15 protein-coding genes, 1 tRNA gene and 1 pseudogene are annotated in these 16416 nt (G+C 45.0%); 9 read left to right on the forward strand and 8 right to left on the reverse strand.

Features of this window, described 5'->3' with window-relative positions; translation table 11 throughout:
• Positions 1–39: 39 nt before the first annotated feature.
• The 3 genes and pseudogenes from ACRRSW_RS12050 to ACRRSW_RS12060 all read right to left on the reverse strand — a co-directional run.
• Positions 40–285, reverse strand: a pseudogene (locus ACRRSW_RS12050) (hypothetical protein); the annotation flags it as partial.
• Between the two features lie 230 nt (positions 286–515).
• Positions 516–603 (reverse strand) — tRNA-Ser (locus ACRRSW_RS12055).
• Positions 604–801: 198 nt separating this feature from the next.
• On the reverse strand, positions 802–1767 hold the full coding sequence (locus ACRRSW_RS12060) for a glucokinase (RefSeq protein ID WP_432459461.1): 966 nt from the start codon (positions 1765–1767) through the stop codon (positions 802–804).
• A gap of 331 nt (positions 1768–2098) precedes the next feature.
• On the opposite strand from ACRRSW_RS12060, the gene ACRRSW_RS12065 reads away from it, so the two are divergent.
• Positions 2099–2950: a MurR/RpiR family transcriptional regulator gene (locus ACRRSW_RS12065; protein ID WP_432452995.1), complete on the forward strand. Its 852-nt coding sequence runs from the start codon at positions 2099–2101 to the stop codon at positions 2948–2950.
• Positions 2951–3107: 157 nt separating this feature from the next.
• Here ACRRSW_RS12065 and ACRRSW_RS12070 read toward each other — a convergent pair whose 3' ends face one another.
• From ACRRSW_RS12070 to ACRRSW_RS12080, 3 genes are all read right to left on the reverse strand, one after another.
• A complete protein-coding gene (locus tag ACRRSW_RS12070) occupies positions 3108–5429 on the reverse strand; it encodes an acyl-CoA dehydrogenase (protein ID WP_432459462.1) in 2322 nt (773 codons plus the stop codon).
• A 51-nt stretch (positions 5430–5480) separates the two neighbouring features.
• Entirely contained in the window at positions 5481–6119 is a 639-nt protein-coding gene (locus ACRRSW_RS12075) for a TetR/AcrR family transcriptional regulator (protein ID WP_432459463.1), read from the reverse strand.
• 244 nt (positions 6120–6363) lie between these two features.
• Positions 6364–6969 (reverse strand): hypothetical protein, encoded by a 606-nt coding sequence (locus ACRRSW_RS12080; RefSeq protein WP_432459464.1) that lies wholly within the window; start codon positions 6967–6969, stop codon positions 6364–6366.
• A 399-nt stretch (positions 6970–7368) separates the two neighbouring features.
• On the opposite strand from ACRRSW_RS12080, the gene ACRRSW_RS12085 reads away from it, so the two are divergent.
• The 5 genes from ACRRSW_RS12085 (at position 7369) to ACRRSW_RS12105 (ending at position 10054) form a co-directional block, all read left to right on the forward strand.
• Positions 7369–7623 carry a BufA1 family periplasmic bufferin-type metallophore gene (locus tag ACRRSW_RS12085; RefSeq protein ID WP_432452990.1) on the forward strand — a complete coding sequence of 85 codons (255 nt, stop codon included), beginning with the start codon at positions 7369–7371 and terminating at the stop codon, positions 7621–7623.
• A 57-nt stretch (positions 7624–7680) separates the two neighbouring features.
• Positions 7681–7935, forward strand: a complete 255-nt coding sequence (locus ACRRSW_RS12090) for a BufA1 family periplasmic bufferin-type metallophore (RefSeq protein WP_432452989.1) — start codon at positions 7681–7683, stop codon at positions 7933–7935.
• A gap of 65 nt (positions 7936–8000) precedes the next feature.
• Positions 8001–8843, forward strand: a complete 843-nt coding sequence (gene bufB, locus ACRRSW_RS12095; protein ID WP_432459465.1) for an MNIO family bufferin maturase — start codon at positions 8001–8003, stop codon at positions 8841–8843.
• Positions 8836–9615, forward strand: a complete 780-nt coding sequence (locus ACRRSW_RS12100) for an HvfC/BufC family peptide modification chaperone (RefSeq protein ID WP_432459466.1) — start codon at positions 8836–8838, stop codon at positions 9613–9615. The genes bufB and ACRRSW_RS12100 overlap by 8 nt, the downstream gene beginning before the upstream one ends.
• Positions 9602–10054, forward strand: coding sequence for a DoxX family protein (locus ACRRSW_RS12105; RefSeq protein ID WP_432452985.1), 453 nt, complete (start codon positions 9602–9604; stop codon positions 10052–10054). Before ACRRSW_RS12100 ends, ACRRSW_RS12105 begins: the two co-directional genes overlap by 14 nt.
• A gap of 12 nt (positions 10055–10066) precedes the next feature.
• Here the strand turns inward: ACRRSW_RS12105 and ACRRSW_RS12110 are convergent, their stop codons facing one another.
• Positions 10067–11593: a fumarate hydratase gene (locus ACRRSW_RS12110; protein ID WP_432452984.1), complete on the reverse strand. Its 1527-nt coding sequence runs from the start codon at positions 11591–11593 to the stop codon at positions 10067–10069.
• A 195-nt stretch (positions 11594–11788) separates the two neighbouring features.
• Here ACRRSW_RS12110 and pabB point away from each other — a divergent pair, with 195 nt between their 5' ends.
• The 3 genes from pabB (at position 11789) to ACRRSW_RS12125 (ending at position 15170) form a co-directional block, all read left to right on the forward strand.
• Positions 11789–13159: an aminodeoxychorismate synthase component I gene (gene pabB, locus ACRRSW_RS12115; protein ID WP_432459467.1), complete on the forward strand. Its 1371-nt coding sequence runs from the start codon at positions 11789–11791 to the stop codon at positions 13157–13159.
• 29 nt (positions 13160–13188) lie between these two features.
• On the forward strand, positions 13189–13752 hold the full coding sequence (locus ACRRSW_RS12120) for a CoA pyrophosphatase (protein ID WP_432452982.1): 564 nt from the start codon (positions 13189–13191) through the stop codon (positions 13750–13752).
• Positions 13753–13817: 65 nt separating this feature from the next.
• Complete coding sequence (locus ACRRSW_RS12125; RefSeq protein ID WP_432459468.1) at positions 13818–15170, forward strand: L-serine ammonia-lyase; 1353 nt, start codon at positions 13818–13820, stop codon at positions 15168–15170.
• A 71-nt stretch (positions 15171–15241) separates the two neighbouring features.
• Here the strand turns inward: ACRRSW_RS12125 and cysB are convergent, their stop codons facing one another.
• Complete coding sequence (gene cysB, locus ACRRSW_RS12130) at positions 15242–16228, reverse strand: HTH-type transcriptional regulator CysB (protein WP_432452980.1); 987 nt, start codon at positions 16226–16228, stop codon at positions 15242–15244.
• Positions 16229–16416: the final 188 nt, after the last annotated feature.

Genomic DNA, 16416 nt, shown 5'->3' on the forward strand with positions numbered 1-16416 from the left:
TATACTTCTTTAATTAATAATATTCGTTAATAAAATGGGTTATACAGCCTGTTCAACGATGGCGGCGGTGAGGTGGAGTTGGGTGGTTTTGGCGTCGCTTAAATGGGCTTTGAGTTGGTCGCACAGTGCCATTAGCTCATTATCAAGCTGAGCTTTACCGATTTCATCGTCACCGGTTATCTTCATTACATACTTTTCGTTTTTCTTAACCTAGTCTGGGTTTAAGTTAACCAAGGCACGGCGCATTCGTTCTGCATGATCAATGTCATTACAAAAAACGAGTGACCATGTAGCAGCTCGCCTTACAAACATAGGCTATTAATATAACTGATAAATATAGTAAAACCGAGCTTTACCCAAAGGTGATATGACAAAGGTCATTGTTTTACCAAATGCAAAGTGAGCTGCGTAGAAGATGCCAACAAATTTTAAGGATAGATTACGAAGATAAATGCAGATATTAGAGTGTACATTGAAACAAAAAAGACGTCCTAGGACGTCTTGATTCAAGAATATGGCGGTGACGGAGAGATTCGAACTCTCGATACCTTGCGGTATACACACTTTCCAGGCGTGCTCCTTCAGCCACTCGGACACGTCACCTAAATTGTTTTTCGCTCGGGGCGATAATGAGGCGCTAGATTACGGATAGCGTTGGCGAGGGTCAACTATTTTTTTCTAAAAAGGCGTTGGTTGCTGACTTCTTGCACAAGTATTGCTGTTGCAACGATAAAAGTACTTACAAAAAAGGAAGCCGATGCTTCCTTTTATCCCTTTATCCATGCTTTGAATCGATCAACTTTAGATACGGTAGCCATTGCTTTGACGCAAATAAGCCGATGCGCCTTGTAAACCTGGTTGTTCTTCGGTAATCACATAAACGGGTACTTTAGCGACAAAATCTGCAAAACGTCCTTTAGCTTCGAAGCGCGCGCGGAATTCACTATGTTTAAAGAATTCCATAAAGCGACTAATAATACCGCCTGCAATGTAAACCCCGCCAAAGGTCGACATGTTTAAGGCAAGGTTGCCACCAAAAGAGCCAAGGGCGCGACAAAATACTTGCATCGCTTCAACGCATACCGGGCAACTTTCTTGCAAACCGCGGGTAGTAATGTCGGCAGGCTGTAAGTCTTCGGCTGCTTTGCCATGGAAGTCCATTAAGCCGAGATAAATATTGACCAAACCGGGTCCCGATAACAAGCGTTCTGCTGAAACGTGATCATAACGCTGTTGTAGGAAGCTCAAAACATGTGCTTCAAGTGCATCATTGGGTGCAAATTCAACATGCCCTCCCTCACCCGGAATGCACACATATTCGCTGTCGTGATGAATTAAATGCGCCACGCCTAAACCAGTGCCGGGGCCGTATACCGCGATAGGCTCTCCAGATTTGGCGGGTTCACCACCAATTTGTATTTTCTGGCTATCGCTCAAGGTTGGGATCGACATGGCAATGCCGGTGTAATCGTTGATCACATAAAAGTTTTCAAAGCCCAGTTGCTCTTGAACCGCCTTGCGAGAAAATGCCCAGCTATGATTGGTCATCGCAATCCAGTCTTGATCGGTTGGGCAAGCAATGGCGATACAGGCTTGGGTGACCGTTTCTTGTTGTTCGCTCAAGTACAACGACATAACATCAGCAATGCTGGGGAAGTCACCACACAGGTACTTCTGTAAACGACCTATTTCGCCAGTCTTTAACTCGACTAACGCCAAACGAATATTTGTGCCACCTACATCAGCGATCAACCCAAAACCGGCCATTATGTTTTCCTCGATAACAAATTAAAAAATAAAAACAAAAATATCATTAAATAACTCTAACAAACTATCATTAAATAGCTGTTGTTCTTAATTATCTGTGGATTTTAGCGCTTTTGTACTGGAATTTCGTTAGTAAATTACTAATATTTAGATTGATTTCAAAAATATTAGACCTAGCTCATACTATGAAAACGTTGTCTGGTCTATCATTCATGCTAATTTATCTTGTTTCAGCCAGCGGTCTATGTAATTGTATTACATATCTATATGTTGAAAAATTATTACATTTGACAATTTAACCTTAACAAATGCGCTTAATATAACGAGTATTATGAATACGCTTGAAAAAATAACAAAAAATTTAGAGAACTTTAGTAAGTCCGAACGAAAGGTTGCTGAAGTTATTATTGCCTCTCCTCAAACGGCAATCCATTCAAGTATTGCCGCATTGGCTAAATTAGCTGATGTAAGCGAACCGACCGTTAACCGCTTTTGTCGTCGCTTAGATACTAAGGGATTTCCCGACTTTAAACTACATTTAGCGCAAAGCTTGGCTAACGGTACACCTTATGTGAACCGCCATGTAGATGAGGAAGACGGACCAGAAGCCTACACTGCCAAAATATTCGAATCTTCGATGGCCAGTTTAGAAGCGGCAAAAAATAGCTTAGATCCGGTGGCGGTGAATCGTGCTGTCGATTTACTCACTCAGGCGAAGAAGATTTCATTCTTTGGTTTAGGCGCTTCAGCCTCGGTTGCCCAAGATGCATTAAATAAGTTTTTCCGCTTCAACGTGCCAGTAAGCTACTTTGATGATGTTGTGATGATGCGCATGAGCTGTATTGTGGCCACCGAAGAAGATGTGATTATTTTAATTTCACATACTGGTCGCACCAAAGCGATGATCGATATTGCAATACTTGCCCAACAAAATGATTCGATGGTTATTGGCATCACCACTAAAGACTCCCCACTCGCCAAAGAATGTAATTTGGTGTTGTCGATGGATGTTCCGGAAGATACTGACGTTTATATGCCAATGGCATCACGTATTGCGCAAATGGCGCTTATCGACGTACTCGCAACAGGCTTTACACTGCGTCGTGGTGAACGATTCAGAGAGAATCTGCGTAAAGTGAAACAAAGCTTAAAAGACTCTAGAACCGATAAAGGTATCGAATAATCAAACGCAGCCTGCTAAGCGCTAGTCTTTATACTAACTTTTAGCAGGCTTACCATTAGATGTTCCCTGAACTGTTACCACAGTTCGTGATTCTATCTTTGTGAATACAAAAAAAGGATGCAATGGCATCCTTTTTTATTTGTAGTCGCCAAATGAATTAGGCAACATGCACAGCGCTAATTGGCGCGTTTTTCTCTTCTAATACGCCAGGTTCGAAGTGGTCAACCTGAATCGCCTTGGAACGTAAAGCATCTGCTTTGAGTAACTCAGCGGCTTCGGTCTCACTTAAGATATCCTGCGCCTGAGCAGCAGCAACGATTTCTGCAAGTTCAACCTTACGTGGTAATTGACCCGCTTTCTGAGCTTTGGCAATCTTCCGCTCGAGTGGTCTCACTTTATACATCGCCAAAAATGCCTGCTCAATAATTGCAACCGCATCTCCTTTACTGCCATCGGTCACACATAACTGACTTAAGCGCTCGCGAGCGGAGCCTGGTGTCATCATGGTTTCACAAATTTTATGGCCAATTGCATCGTCCGCGAGCTTAAAGCGATTGCCATATGGGAACACCACCGATTTTAATACTCGTGCCACCACCCGACTCGAGAAGTTTTGAAAGAAACCTTCAAAAGCTATACCAATTTCGTAAAGATTACGTTCTATCGCCCACTTCACAAACGGTAGATCTTCTGCCGGACGCCCTTGATCTTCATAATGTTTTAAGGTGGCTGACGCTAAGTAAAGATGACTCAGCACATCACCTAAGCGCGCAGAGATCCGTTCTTTACGTTTTAATTCTCCACCTAGAATCAACATCGACATATCGGCACACAAAGCTAATCCTCGGCTCATCCGGGTTAATTGGCGATAATAAACAGCGGTTTCTCCCGAAACCGGGCTTGAATTAAAATAAGCACCGGTTAAGCCTTGGAATAAGCTACCCACAAAGTTGCCTGCGCCAAAAGCGATATGTTTGATTAACAGGCCATCGAATTCGGCGAGTCCTGCGGCTTCGTCTGGATTAGCAGCCGCCTGCAATTCTTTGAGAACATATGGATGACAGCGTGTAGCGCCCTGACCAAAGATCATTAAGTTACGGGTGAGAATGTTGGCACCTTCCACCGTGATCGCAACTGGGATCCCGTTATATGCATGGCCTAAGTAGTTCATTTCACCCAGTTGGATCCCCCGTCCCGAATGAATATCCATGGCATCATCTAACACGGTACGCGCCATTTCGGTCATATGGTACTTAGCAATCGCGGTGACAATGGCAGGGCTTTGATCTAAATCTAAAGCGCCTGCGGTAAGACGACGGGCAGCCTCTAATTGATAGGTCATGCCGCCAATCCGAGCCAAGGCCTCTTCAACGCCTTCAAAACGCCCAATCGATAAACCAAATTGCTTACGAACATAGGCATAAGCGCTGGTAGTTCGTGAACTCATATGGCCCACTGCCGTACCCAAGGCTGGAAGCGAAATACCGCGACCGGCCGATAAACATTCAACCAGCATTCGCCAGCCTTTACCGGCGTAATCAGAGCCACCAATAATCCAATCTAAGGGAATGAATACATCATCACCAAAAGTTGGGCCATTCATAAAGGCTAAACCTAACGGAAAATGGCGATCGCCGGTACGCACACCGGGATGGTCGGTTGGGATCAGCGCACAGGTAATACCCAGCTCTTGCTGCTCACCGAGCAGATGTTCGGGATCATACAGTTTAAAGGCTAAGCCAAGAACCGTAGCAACAGGTGCCAGCGTAATGTAGCGCTTATTCCAATTTAAGCGGATCCCCACAACCTCTTCACCGTTAAACTCCCCCTTACATATAATCCCTTTATCGGGTATCGCTCCTGCATCAGAGCCTGCTTCTGGGCCAGTTAAGGCAAAACAAGGCACATGAGTGCCATCGGCTAAGCCGGGTAACCAATGATCTTTCTGTTGCTGGGTGCCATAGTGCAGTAACAGCTCACCTGGGCCTAAAGAGTTAGGCACCATCACCGTTACCGCAGCCGATAAACTGCGAGTGGCAATGGTGCTAACAATGGTTGAATTAGCAATTGCCGAAAACTCTCGTCCGCCATAACTTTTAGGGATAATTAATGCAAAAAAACCTTCGGCTTTTAAGTAATCCCATACCGGTTTGGGCAAATCGCGTTGGTTTTGCACAATCTCGAAGTCATCTAGTAGCTTGAGTAAGCTTGCAACCTGATTATCCATAAAGGCTTGTTCGGCTTCACTTAAACGCGCTTTAGGATATTGATGCAATTTACTCCAGTCGGGTTTTCCTCCAAATAGTTCGCCGTCCCACCATACCGACCCCGCTTCCATGGCTTCTTTTTCAGTTTGCGACAGGGGGGGCAAAATCTTTTTAAACATCTTAAAGGCTGGTCGCGAAACCAGCTTGATCCGTGTCTCGGTAATACTTAACAGCACCACGATAGCGGTCAGCAACATTAGTATAATTGTCATGGCTGTATCCTTTATTTCACGTCGTATTTTTGGCTCACTAGCCTATCGTTATTATGGGTTATTTGGCGCACCGACCCCGGCGGCCAGATAAGGAATCACCTTACGGATCAGTCCTTCGGTATTAATTTGTTCGTTAAAGTCGACGCTGGCGATATCTTTTAAGGCCGCGCTTGATGCCATGGTGAATACCACCGTACCGAGGGTAAAGTGTAAACGCCAAAAGATATCACTGTCAGATAACTCCGGATAAGCACGCTTCACCGCTTGCTGGAAACGACTTAATACTTCTCCGAAATGGTGAGTAATAAATTTTCGTAGATGACCTTGGCTATCGGTATAACCTCGACCTAGCAGTAACAACAACATTGCAGTGCCGTGCCTTTTAATTTGATTCATCGCCAGCAAGGGTTCAATAAATGAATTGAACACCTGCTCCAGACTGGGCGCGTGCTTGCTCTGCGTATGTACGAGCATCGCCTCGTCAACTAACGGCATAAACTGCTCTAAATAGCGCATCAACACTGCTTGGATCAGCTCTTTTTTTGAACCAAAATGATAGTTCACCGAAGCAAGGTTCACTTCTGCCTCCGAAGTAATTAGTCTCAATGAGGTATCGGCAAAACCGCGTTCTGCAAATAAACGCTCTGCTGCATCGAGGATCTTACTTTTTGTTCCTTGTCTCACCATCACACCTTTTAAAATTAAACAACTGTTTAAAAACTACGTTTAAGACCCCGCGATGTCAATGTTTATGGCATGGATATTTGGTGAAGAGAACAAAAAACGAGAACTGTCGTCGACTTTTTTATATAGAAAATAAAAAAATTTGAAACTTTCTAGAAAACGGCGGGTCTTAATCTATGCCACTGCAATTAAACACTTAAATTGAACGCCCAGCATCCCTGTAGCTGGGCTTTTTTTTGCCTTCGAAAACTTAAGGCCGAATAACGTCGACTTTCAAATGCGCAAAGATACGGTTTATCACATAATCAACACCCTCAGGCTTAAGCTTCAGCTTTCTACGTCCCTGTTGATCGATTTCCACCGCAGCAAAGGCTTGCATACTTAACTGCCAACTGGGGCGACCTGAACCAGGCTGATATAAACTGAGGTATAGAGTTGCTCGCTGAAAATCTTGATTGCCATCATCGGCTAAACCGGGAGACACCCCAAATAAACTCATCAGTTGCAGGTCACTAAGTTGCTGGCTGCTAGGAATAGCAAAGGCCAACCAATAGTCACAACTTTCGCTCGCCTTACTTTGATAAGCAAGCCCGCGCTCGAGCAATGCATTGGTAAGTGCGTGGTGCATCAGATCATAGGCTGCTAAATCCGACAATTGTGGATTACGCAGCGCTTCGGCCAACATTGGATGGTCACATACGGTTTGTTGGGCTATTAAAGCAAAACCCGTGTCGGCGCTCACCACTATCGTGTCGCGCTGTTGCTGAGCACTGCGTTGCGGTTGGTTTAGCGGCACCTGCGGACTACAAGCGCCTAACAATAAAACCCCTACACTCCAGCAAATTGCCAGTTTCATATCGTTCGCCTCTATTTATTGAGTACTTACATGATTCACTATGAATGGCGGTTCCACAAGCATTGTTGCCCAATACCCGCTGTCAACTCGCCTCAAAATATCGAGAGCCCCCTGTTTTTTCCTATGCTTCGTTTCACTTCCAGCTAACATTCTGGCTACTTAATACACAATTGACTCGACTTCACAAAATATAATCTAATTTCCAATTAATACCAGCAAGCATCTGTTAAATATACATTTATTGTAAAAACCAACCGAACTAAAACAGCCATTATCATTAAATAATTAATATTTTTTTCATGCATCGTGAAATCTTTTTTTAATAAACTCGGTTTCATTAGTTACAACGAAGTAAGCAAGTTGTAACAAACACCAGACTAAATGAATAAGGGAACAACCATGAAGAAATCTAACCTCGCCGTCGCTACTGCCGTATCAGGTTTAATCGCTTTAGGAACTTTGGGTGCAAGCCCTGCATTCGCAGCAGATAAAGAAAAATGCTACGGCGTTGCCAAAGCGGGTCAAAATGATTGTGCCACTAAAAACAGCTCTTGTGCTGGCACTGCAAAATCTGACAGCCAGAAAGATGCATTTGTGGTTTTACCCAAAGGTCTCTGCGGCAAATTGGCCGGCGGCAGTACCCAAGCTAGCTAATAAATAACATTGAATAAGCAAACCAACATTTAAAGATCACTACATTAGGAATCAACTATGAAAAAATCTAACCTCGCCATCGCCACTGCTGTTTCAGGTTTAATCGCTTTAGGAACTTTAGGTGCAAGCCCTGCATTCGCCGCCGATAAAGAAAAATGCTACGGCGTTGCCAAAGCAGGCCAAAATGACTGCGCGACTAAAAATAGCTCTTGTGCTGGCACTGCAAAATCTGACAGCCAGAAAGATGCATTTGTGGTTTTACCTAAGGGTCTTTGTGGCAAATTAGCTGGCGGTAGCACCGAAGCTAGCTAAGTTGATGATGTCGAACCAAGTTTGGTTCGACAGTCCCTTCCCACCCCGTAAAGATGACGATAAATATGACTAAAAAACAATACGGCTTGGGTTTACGATCCGCCTTTGCGACACAGCTATTAGCCAAACATCCCAACATCGATTGGCTAGAAATTCACGCCGAAAATTATTTCAATCCACATAGCTACGACTATCACCAGCTGACTCAAATTGCTGAACACACCCCTATTAGCGTACATGGCGTTGGGCTATCACTAGGTTCTAGCGATGCATTGAGTATTGCTCATTTAAGCAAACTAAAAACCTTAATTGATCACATTCAACCTTTCATAATTTCCGAACATTTAAGCTGGAGCAGTATAAATGGCCGTTATTACAACGACCTGCTACCCCTACCTTATACTGAAGAATGCTTAAAAGTATTTGTTGACCACGTGAATCAAGCCCAAGATTTTCTAGGACGACAGCTATTAATCGAAAACCCTTCCGCATATTTGGCCTATGCAGAAAGCCATATCCCTGAACCCGAATTTTTAAACCAACTCGTGGCGCAAACGGGCTGTGGGCTTTTGCTTGATATTAACAATGTATATGTGAGTGCTTATAACTTAGGCTGGGATTATCGGCAGTACCTCGAGCACCTCAATCTTAACGCCGTACAAGAGATCCATCTAGCGGGCTACACCGAAAAACAATTTGATGGAAAAACGGTGCTGATTGATAGCCATAACCAAGCCGTCCATCAACCCGTTTGGGATTTATATCAATACTTCCAGCAAAACTTTACAAACCAGATTCCTGTACTCATCGAATGGGATAGTGACTTCCCTGCGCTAGAAGTACTGTGCCAGGAAATGGATCGAGCGCGCGCAATTGATAAACGAGTGACAGAGGTGGCTTGTGCTTAAACAATTACAACAGCAGTTTTCAAATGCACTAAACCATCAAGAAAACGCCATCCATCAACATCTTCAGCAAGGCCAGTTGACTGCCGACGAATCGATGCAGATATACCAAAACAACTACTTGTTGAGTTTAAGCGAAGCCCTCTCTGCGAGCTACCCAACCATCCAAAAATTGGTTGGTGAAGAATATTTTTGTCAATCGGCTAAGCGTTTCATCTTGGCCAAAGGACACGATCAAGGCGACTTGAATTTATTTGGTCAAGGTTTTGATTTATTTCTGCAACAACAACCCGAGTTAGCCGAGCTCCCCTATTTGCCAGCAGTTGCTCAACTCGATTGGCTGATTGAGCAAACCGCCGGGCAAGCATTGAGTTCCACCTTTTTGTCTATCGCTGAACTGCAAACCATTGCGCCTGAAAACTTGGGGTCTGTGGTTTTGCACTTAGCCCCGCAATATACCTTGTTATCCAGCCAGTATCCTATTTTTGATATTTATCAGATGGTACAGACCGAGCAAGTTGAGGCGATCGAGCTACAACAAAATGACTATCTATTACTCACTAAACAAGCCAACTTTGAAGTTGCCATAGAACAAATATCGGCTCTTAGTTTTGAGTTCTTAGCCCACTGTCATCAGCAACGGCCTTTAGAACAATTACCGGAACATTGTCTGTTTGAACTAGAAGCCTTATTGGGTGATGCCATCCATCAACAAAGGTTTGCCAGCTTTAGCGACGCAAACGCCACCGGAGGGCCAGAGCATGGCAATCTATAATCTCTATTTAAAAGCTGTCACGGCGATGCAATCACTTCTGATCCCGCTGTTACTCACCATCACCCGACTGTGGGTTGCTTCGGTGTTTTTTCGTTCTGGTTATCTTAAGATCAGTTCATGGGATTCAACTCTTTACTTATTTGAAGAAGAATATCAGGTTCCGATTATTCCTTGGGAGTTAGCCGCTTACTTGGGCACCGCCGCAGAATTAATTTTGCCAATCTTTTTAGTCTTGGGTTTATTTACCCGTATATTTTCCTTAAAACTGTTCGTATTCAACATTATTGCGGTCGTGTCTTATCCTGTGCTGTGGCCGGGCGGATTCTATGATCACCAATTATGGGGACTGATGTTACTGATCAACTTAATATGGGGCGCAGGTCCTCTTTCATTGGATCGTTACCTCACGCATAAAATGGCACAAAAAAAAGCGGCCTAAGCCGCTTTTTCATTAAGCTTTCATTTTTGCATCCAGCTCTTCAATCTTGGCCTTCCATATAGCAGGGCCTTGTTGATGAGCTGAGTTGCCATCACTATCTACCGCTACCGTGACTGGCATATCTTCAACTTCAAACTCGTAGATGGCTTCCATACCTAAATCTTCAAACGCGACGACTTTGGCTTGCTTAATCGCTTTAGACACCAAATAGGCGGCGCCACCTACTGCCATTAGGTAAACCGATTGGTGCTTCGCGATAGAATCAACGGTTGCTTGGCCGCGTTCTGCCTTACCAATCATGCCCAACAAACCGGTTTCTTCAAGCATCATGTCGGTAAACTTATCCATCCGAGTCGAGGTAGTTGGGCCTGCAGGGCCTACAGCTTCGTCGCGTACCGCATCAACTGGCCCTACGTAGTAAATAAAGCGACCGTTAAAATCGACGCCATTGGGGAATGGTTTACCTTGCTCTAAGTATTCTTTAATACGCTTATGCGCGGCATCGCGACCCGTTAAAATCTTACCATTAAGCAATACCGTTTCGCCCATTTTCCAACTGGCTATTTCTTCTTTAGTAATGCTGTTTACATCAACACGGCGTACATTGTCACCCACATCCCAGGTAATTTCTGGCCAGTCTTCCAGCTTCGGTGGCGTTAGCAGTGCTGGACCACTACCATCCAAAACAAAATGAGCATGCCGAGTCGCCGCACAGTTGGGGATCAAAACCACCGGCTTGGATGCCGCATGAGTTGGGCAAGATTTTACTTTGACATCTAAAACCGTGGTTAACCCCCCCAAGCCTTGCGCACCAATTCCCAGCTTATTAATACCTTCCATTAATTCTAAACGCAGCTCTTCATCGGCGTTAGTTGCGCCACGCTCCTGTAGGTCTTGAATATCTACCGGATCCATCAGCGATTCTTTTGCCATCACTGCAGCCTTCTCTGCGGTGCCACCGATGCCAATTCCAACCATGCCGGGAGGACACCAACCGGCTCCCATGGTCGGCAAGGTTTTAAGTACCCACTCGGCCACAGAGTCAGAAGGGTTAAGCATCGCCATTTTTGATTTGTTTTCACTACCACCGCCCTTCGCGGCGACCATAATTTCCACTTTATCACCAGCGACTAAATCGATGTGAACCACCGCGGGCGTATTATCTTTGGTATTTTTCCTCGCCCCATTCGGGTCGGCGACAATAGAAGCGCGCAGTGGATTATCGGGATTGGTATAGGCTCGTCGCACGCCCTCGTCGACCATTTCCTGCACGGTAAGGTCGCTGTCCCACTGAACCTGCATACCGACTTTGACAAAGGCTGTAATAATGCCGGTATCTTGACAAATCGGTCGTAAACCTTGGGCGCACATTCGTGAGTTAATTAAAATTTGTGCGATGGCATCTTTTGCCGCGGTACTTTGCTCTTTCTCGTAAGCCGCAGCCATCGCTTTCACAAAATCGAGGGGATGGTAATAAGAAATGAATTGCAGTGATTCAGCGACACTGTCAATAAAGTCTTGTTTTCGGATGATGGTCATAAAGTCTCCACAGGTCCTTATTTTGCCTTGGTACATTGAGTGAACTCAGTCCTTGGCTATTCGGGTTATAATCGTTATCCTTCCCGCCTATAATACGCTTGCGCTATAAAGCCTGCTATAACCTAGTCCGAAATTTTTACAATTTATCTACGTATTTATAATACCTTTAGCTAATGGCCAGTAAAAACCAACCCTATGATTGTTAGTAAATCTTTTTGTTTAGAATCGGCAACGCTATTCGAGCGGATCGCCAACCAACAGTGGTGTTGCTTCTTGCAATCCGCATCCAGTGAGCATGAGAATAGCCGTTACGACATTTTAGTGGCTGATCCCATCGCCACGGTTTGTACTCGAGCGGAAATATCCACGGTTAGACTTGGCGAGCAACACTACCAAAGCAAACAAGCCCCCTTCGATTTATTAGAAAAACTGCGGCTGCAATTATTTTCTAAGGCGACGGATCAGCAACTTGAGCTCCCATTTTGCGGTGGTGCTCTGGGACTTTGGTCATACGATTTGGGTCGCCAATTGGAGCCGCTACCACAACGTCTTCAAGCTGATCTGCGTAGCCCGGATATGGCAGTCGGATTTTATGACTGGGCCTTGATCTATGACCACCAACAACAACGTAGTACTCTCGTGCACTACGCTGATCATGATGATCAATTAAGCGCCTATGCGCAGCTGGTAGAACGCGAGCAATGGTTATTACAACAGCAAGCGGCACCTGAGCAAACATTTAGTTTAACCAGCCAATGGCAGAGCAACCTTAGTCAGGCACAGTATCAGCAACGTTTTGCTCAGGTGCAACAATACCTACTCAGTGGCGACTGCTACCAAATTAATTTAACCCAACGCTTTCAAGCCAGCTATCAAGGTAGTGAACTCACTGCTTATCAAAAACTGATTGCAGCCAACAAAGCACCATTTTCGGCGTTTTTACGCCTCGAAGACAGCTGTATTCTGAGTGTATCGCCCGAACGTTTTATTCGCCTGAAACAAGGAATGATCGAAACCAAACCAATTAAAGGCACTCGCCCGCGCAGTAGCGATCCGGCTAAAGATAGAACTTTAGCCGAAGAACTGGCCATCGCGGAAAAAGATCAAGCCGAGAACTTGATGATTGTCGACCTATTGCGAAATGACATTGGCCGAGTCGCCAAGTCTGGTAGTGTGACAGTGCCCAAGTTATTTAATATAGAATCGTTCCCTGCGGTGCACCATCTGGTGAGTACCATTCGCGCAGAACTTGCCAAACAGTACTCAAGCGAACAACTTCTAGCGGCCTGTTTTCCTGGGGGATCAATCACTGGCGCGCCTAAAATCCGGGCGATGCAGATTATTGAAGAACTTGAAGCAAACCGCCGTAACGCCTATTGTGGAGCTATCGGTTATATCAGCGCCAATGGCGATATGGATACCAATATCACGATCCGAACTTTGGTATGTGAACAACAGCAGATCTATTGTTGGGCTGGCGGCGGGATTGTGGTTGACTCTGAGGTCGATGCCGAATACCAAGAATGTTTCGATAAGCTCAGTCGTATTTTGCCAGCCTTACAGTAAGGCTGAGACTCAAGGATCCAATTGTATTTATGCATACCCACCACTACCTACAACGCTATCTATTGCATCCTGCTGTCGCCAACTCAGCCAAGTCAACAAAGCAAGCTGCGGCAGTCTTGGTGCCAATCATCGCCCAGCCAGGACAAACGGAGCAACTGGTACTGACTCAGCGCAGCGCTCAGTTACGGCATCACCCCTCGGAGATCAGCTTTCCCGGCGGAAAATACGACAGCACCGATCACAACTTACAACACACCGCATTGCGAGAAACCGAAGAAGAAATAGGAATTAACCCCAAGTTATTTACCATTCTAGGGCAACTTCCGCAGTTAAATACTGTCAGCAATTTCTCGGTGAGTCCCTTTATCGCGACCGCCAAGCAAGACCTTGCGTTTAAGATCAACGACAACGAAGTGGCTCAAGTGATTGTTTTACCCTTGCAGCCTTTTTTGTCTTTAAGCAATTATCAGGGCTATCGTTTTTATCGCAAAGGCCGCGTGAAACAGGTTTATTTCATCGAAGTCGAAAAGCACGTCATTTGGGGAGCAACCGCGCAAATATTGTATAATTTGGCCTCTCATTGTTGCGGATAACTAGATATACTTAGCACAACAGAATTAATAACTTATTCGATTCGATTTTTTAGGTAACAACATAAATGGTAAGTTTATTTGACCTTTTTTCCATTGGTATTGGTCCATCCAGCTCTCATACCGTAGGCCCCATGAAGGCGGCGAAACTATTTGCTGAAAATTTACAACCGCAATTCCAGCGGATCAATCACTTACAAGTCGAGCTATTTGGCTCGTTAGGCGCCACCGGGAAAGGCCACGGCACAGGTAAGGCTGTCATTCTTGGCCTATTAGGCGAAACTCCCGAGTCTATTGATATTGATGCCGTTGAGCAAATGTTACAAGAGGTAGAACAAAGCCAAGAGTTAAATTTATTAAACTCTAAAATAATTAACTTTCCAAAAGTTGGCGCGATTGTTTTTCACCGACGTAAAAGCTTGCCTGTGCACAGTAATGCCTTACGTTTTACCGCCACACTCGACAATGGTAAAACCATTTCGGCAACCTACTACTCGATTGGTGGAGGTTACATTATTGAAGATGGCGAAGCCGTTGCAGCCCATGAGGCTAACTACCCCTACCCTTACGACAGTGCCGATTCCTTACTATTACGCTGTAAAGAAAGCGGTAAAAGCATCGCTGCGGTGGTTTCTTGCAATGAGCAAGTACATTGTTCTACGCGTAGCATTAGCGCGTACACCCAACAAATTTGGCAAACAATGCAAGCCTGTGTGGCTCGCGGTATGGGAGAAGAGGGGATCTTACCCGGCGGCCTCAAGCTAGCTCGACGAGCACCCTGCTTAAAGCGTCAGCTCAATTCGCAACAAAACCTAAGCTCTGACCCCCTCAATGTTATGGACTGGGTCAATTTATATGCGCTTGCCGTTAGCGAAGAAAATGCCGCAGGTGGACGCGTGGTTACCGCCCCGACCAATGGGGCCGCGGGGATCATTCCTGCCGTATTACATTACTATCACAATTTTGTACAAGCCTTAGACCAAGATGCCCTAAATCAGTTTTTTTTGACCGCCACCGCAATTGGCTCTTTATATAAAACCAACGCTTCAATTTCTGGTGCCGAAGTTGGATGTCAGGGCGAGGTGGGCGTCGCCTGCTCAATGGCGGCAGCTGGCTTAACGGCTCTATTTGGCGGCAAACCCGAACAAATTGAAAATGCAGCCGAGATCGGCATCGAACATAATCTAGGACTCACCTGTGACCCCATCGGTGGTTTGGTACAAGTTCCTTGTATCGAACGCAATGCGATGGGCGCATTGAAGGCGATTAATGCCGCACGTTTAGCGCTTCGCGGGAGTGGAGAACACAAGGTATCGCTAGACAAAGCGATAAAAACGATGTGGGAAACTGGTCGTGATATGAAGAGTAAGTACAAAGAAACATCGCGCGGTGGTTTAGCGGTCAACATTATCGAGTGTTAAAGCAGCCAGCTAACTGGCGAGTTCAAATCAGAAACAATAAAAGCAGTCACTTCGACTGCTTTTTTGAACACTTAAATGGTTGGTAATTGGATCTCGTTGAACAAAGCTTCAACTTCATCGAATGATTTTGCTTGTACTGCCCTATCGACTAAATCGCGAGTCAAATGAGGAGCAAAGCGTTCGATGAAATCATACATATAGGTCCGTAGGAAGGTTCCTTTTCGGAAACAAATTTTAGTGGTACTCGCTCTAAATAAGTGACTCGCATCAATCGCGACTAAGTCCTGATCTTGTTGCTTATCAATCGCCATCGTTGCCAATACCCCGACACCAATGCCCATTCGCACATAAGTTTTAATCACGTCGGCGTCGGTGGCAGTAAAGACAATTTTGGGTACCTTACCCGCACGGCCAAAGGCGTCGTCAAGGTCTGAGCGTCCAGTAAAACCAAAAATATAGGTGACTATTGAATGTTTAGCTAAATCATTAATGGTCACAACTTCACCATTCAGATGTTTCTTCGCCAGCTCATGATCGGGTGGTACGAGAATACTCCGGTTCCAGTGATAACACGGCAACATCACCAAATCGGAAAAGATATGCAAGGCCTCGGTCGCAATCGCAAAGTCTGCACTACCCTTGGCAACCGCTTCGTTAATTTGATTGGGCGTGCCTTGATGCATATTTAACGAAACATTGGGATAACGATGAATAAAACCTTGAATCACTTCTGGTAGGGCATAACGTGCTTGAGTATGGGTGGTGGAAATGTTTAATGAGCCTTGGTCAGGATGAGTATGCTGACTAGCCACAGCTTTAATGCTCTCCACCTTCGCCATAATTTCATTGCTGATCCGTATAATTTCTTGGCCAGCAGGGGTGACTTGGCTAAGATGTTTGCCACTACGTTTAAAGATTTGTACCCCTAACTCGTCTTCTAACAAGCGGATCTGCTTACTGATCCCCGGTTGCGAGGTATATAAACTTTCGGCAGTTGCAGATACGTTAAGGTTATTATTAACGACTTCTGCGATATAGCGTAATTGCTGCAATTTCATTTTGTTAGATTCTCTAGCGCCAAACTGTCTTAACCACAAATATACCCGCGAGTTAAGCTCTTATTACATTTTTTCATAAGTATATAGCCATTGCAGACCATAATGAAATCACTTTCCATTGATTTTAACAAAGCGGAAGCAACATTAGCTTAGATTGGGCTGCGACTCACCACTTAAGTGAATACAAA

The sequence above is a fragment of the Agarivorans sp. QJM3NY_25 genome (genome assembly GCF_050870875.2).
Lineage (GTDB): Bacteria > Pseudomonadota > Gammaproteobacteria > Enterobacterales > Celerinatantimonadaceae > Agarivorans.

Excerpts from the sequence above, each read along its gene's own strand:
- ACRRSW_RS12065 (WP_432452995.1), top strand. The coding sequence starts at position 2,099 with ATGAATACGCTTGAAAAAATAACAAAAAATTTAGAGAACTTTAGTAAG.
- ACRRSW_RS12105 (WP_432452985.1), top strand. The coding sequence starts at position 9,602 with ATGGCAATCTATAATCTCTATTTAAAAGCTGTCACGGCGATGCAATCA.
- pabB (WP_432459467.1), top strand. The coding sequence starts at position 11,789 with ATGATTGTTAGTAAATCTTTTTGTTTAGAATCGGCAACGCTATTCGAG.
- ACRRSW_RS12070 (WP_432459462.1), bottom strand. The coding sequence starts at position 5,429 with ATGACAATTATACTAATGTTGCTGACCGCTATCGTGGTGCTGTTAAGT.
- ACRRSW_RS12120 (WP_432452982.1), top strand. The coding sequence starts at position 13,189 with ATGCATACCCACCACTACCTACAACGCTATCTATTGCATCCTGCTGTC.
- cysB (WP_432452980.1), bottom strand. The coding sequence starts at position 16,228 with ATGAAATTGCAGCAATTACGCTATATCGCAGAAGTCGTTAATAATAAC.
- ACRRSW_RS12110 (WP_432452984.1), bottom strand. The coding sequence starts at position 11,593 with ATGACCATCATCCGAAAACAAGACTTTATTGACAGTGTCGCTGAATCA.
- ACRRSW_RS12060 (WP_432459461.1), bottom strand. The coding sequence starts at position 1,767 with ATGGCCGGTTTTGGGTTGATCGCTGATGTAGGTGGCACAAATATTCGT.
- ACRRSW_RS12125 (WP_432459468.1), top strand. The coding sequence starts at position 13,818 with ATGGTAAGTTTATTTGACCTTTTTTCCATTGGTATTGGTCCATCCAGC.
- bufB (WP_432459465.1), top strand. The coding sequence starts at position 8,001 with ATGACTAAAAAACAATACGGCTTGGGTTTACGATCCGCCTTTGCGACA.
- ACRRSW_RS12090 (WP_432452989.1), top strand. The coding sequence starts at position 7,681 with ATGAAAAAATCTAACCTCGCCATCGCCACTGCTGTTTCAGGTTTAATC.
- ACRRSW_RS12080 (WP_432459464.1), bottom strand. The coding sequence starts at position 6,969 with ATGAAACTGGCAATTTGCTGGAGTGTAGGGGTTTTATTGTTAGGCGCT.
- ACRRSW_RS12085 (WP_432452990.1), top strand. The coding sequence starts at position 7,369 with ATGAAGAAATCTAACCTCGCCGTCGCTACTGCCGTATCAGGTTTAATC.